Origin of the sequence: Dietzia sp. CW19, from assembly GCF_014145265.1 — a bacterium.
Classification (GTDB): Bacteria; Actinomycetota; Actinomycetes; order Mycobacteriales; family Mycobacteriaceae; genus Dietzia; species Dietzia natronolimnaea.
In genome coordinates this window covers 1-1,997 of record NZ_JAALEE010000548.1, presented here as the reverse complement: position 1 = coordinate 1,997, position 1,997 = coordinate 1, and the positions used below count along the sequence as shown (strand labels likewise).

Annotated in this window: 2 protein-coding genes and 1 riboswitch; of the genes, one reads left to right on the top strand and one right to left on the bottom strand. The window is 71.0% G+C overall.

The window, feature by feature from the left end; translation table 11 throughout:
- Window positions 1–1,273 (bottom strand): exonuclease domain-containing protein (locus tag G6021_RS15585; RefSeq protein ID WP_182641685.1); only part of this gene is annotated, 1,273 nt, incomplete at its 3' end.
- 255 nt (window positions 1,274–1,528) lie between these two features.
- Between G6021_RS15585 and G6021_RS17800 the strand changes: the two genes are divergently transcribed.
- Window positions 1,529–1,657: a hypothetical protein gene (locus G6021_RS17800; protein WP_277817961.1), complete on the top strand. Its 129-nt coding sequence runs from the start codon at window positions 1,529–1,531 to the stop codon at window positions 1,655–1,657.
- Between the two features lie 80 nt (window positions 1,658–1,737).
- Window positions 1,738–1,885: riboswitch (cyclic di-AMP (ydaO/yuaA leader) on the top strand.
- Window positions 1,886–1,997: the final 112 nt, after the last annotated feature.

Here is a 1,997-nt window from a genome sequence, read left to right as displayed (position 1 = left end):
CGAGCTCCTGTTGCCGGGTGAGGATCCGGACGAGCGTCGCCGTGCGATCGCGCAACCGGGCCGCGCGCTCGAACGCTCCGCCCGCCGCGATCGCGTCGATCTGGTCGACCATCGCCCTGACGGTCGCGGAGCTCCGGCCGGCGACCAGCGCCTCCCAGTCCTCCGCGTCGGGCGGGGAACCGAGGGCCTCGACGACGTCCTGCCAGGCCGATCTGGCGTCCTCGGATCTCCGGAACGGGCCGACGGCGGACGGGTGCTCCGGTGTGCGGGTGACCTGTCCACGGATCGCGCGCCCGGAGGGTGGGGAGAGCCACCACCCGCGACGGGGACTCCGCGAGCGCCGGTTGTACGGCGGTTGCAGGGAGTCGATGAGCCGCTCCTCGACGGTCCACGCCTCCAGGAGGTGCGCACAGGGCACCGACTCGACACTCGCGGCCAGCCCGACCATCGTGCGCATCCTGCTGCGCGAGTCGGCTCCGGAATAGTAGGACCGGGCCCTCCGCCGCACCGACACGGATGAACCCACGTACAGGGCGCCCCCCGACCCGTCACGGAAGAGGTAGACGCCGGGGCCGGTGGTGAGCGCTTCGGTCAGCGCGGCGCGGCGCCGCACCTCGGGGGCGAGGCGGCCGTCGTACGACCGGAGCTCGGTGAGGGTGGCCACCCCGCAGTCCCCGACCCTGGAGATCAGGGCGTGGAGGACGTCGACGGTGGCGCGGGCGTCCTGGAGCGCCCGGTGGTTGGGCTCGACGGTGGATCCCAGATGGGCGGCGAGTTCACCGAGACGGTGTCCGCGGGTCTCGCCCCGGTGGAGAATCCGACGTGCCAGGGCGAGCGTGCAGATCGACGGGGGATCCGGCCACTGATGGTCGGTGGAGACGGCGGCCGCCCGGAGGAATCCGAGGTCGAACCGGGCGTTGTGGGCGACCAGGACGGCGCCGCGGGAGAACTCCAGGAACGTCGACATCACCTCTCCGAGGGTGGGCGCCCCGACGAGGTCGCCGGGGTCGATGCCGGTGAGCCGACTGATGTGCCCGGGCAGGGCACCGTCGATGGCGACGAACGTGGACAGCTCCGCCCGGACCTCGCCGCCCCGGACGCGGACCGCGCCGATCTCGGTGATCTCGTCCGTCCCCGGTCGGGTGCCGGTGGTCTCCAGGTCGACGACGACGAACGTCACCTCGGAGAGCATCGGCTCGAGTTCGTCGAACGCCGCCTGGACCCCCTGGGTCCCGGGCGTGCGGACCGGCTCGCGCGTCAGGGGAGTGGGCATGGCGCAGACGGTAGCGACCCGGTCCGACAGGGTGTGACGGACGGACGTGCGGCCCGCCGCCGCGGAGAGGGATGTCGTACCCCGCCGATACGGTCGGCATCGAGCCGTAGAACGCGGCCCGGTAACGAATGGGCAACACGCCCAGGACGGAGTGTGACGTAGATCATGTTCTCGATGGACTGCTCACGGTGTCCGGCCCGCCCGCGCCGGTGCGAGGACTGCGTCGTCTCGGTGCTCTTGTCCGGAGAACCCCAGGTGGACGCGCTTTCCGAGGAGTCGTGCGGGTACGTCCTGGAGCCGGAGGTGCGCTCGGCGATCGAAGTGCTCATGGAGCTCGGAATGGTCTCGAGCGTCGAGATCATGGCGTCGGAAACGGCCGCCTAGCGGATGGACTGGACTTCGACGAGATGGTTTCGTAACCTTTTCGAGACCTCGGAAGTCATCACCCGCCCGCCGGTGGGGGGCCGGGGTCACCACCAAAGCACCACCACGGTGCACCGGGGAACCACGTTCCACTGGGGTGAATCGCCCGAGGGCCGAGAGGTCCGGGCGTAGGACAGACTTCCGTGTCCGAACCCGTCAGCTAACCCGGTCGGTGTCCAGGAAGAAAGAGGAAATCACTCTCGTGGGAGCCCACAGCATCAAGGCCAGCTCGACCGGGCGCCGTGTCGCCACCGCAGGACTGCTCGCGGCCGGAGCCGCCATCGCCGGCGCCGGGACCGCG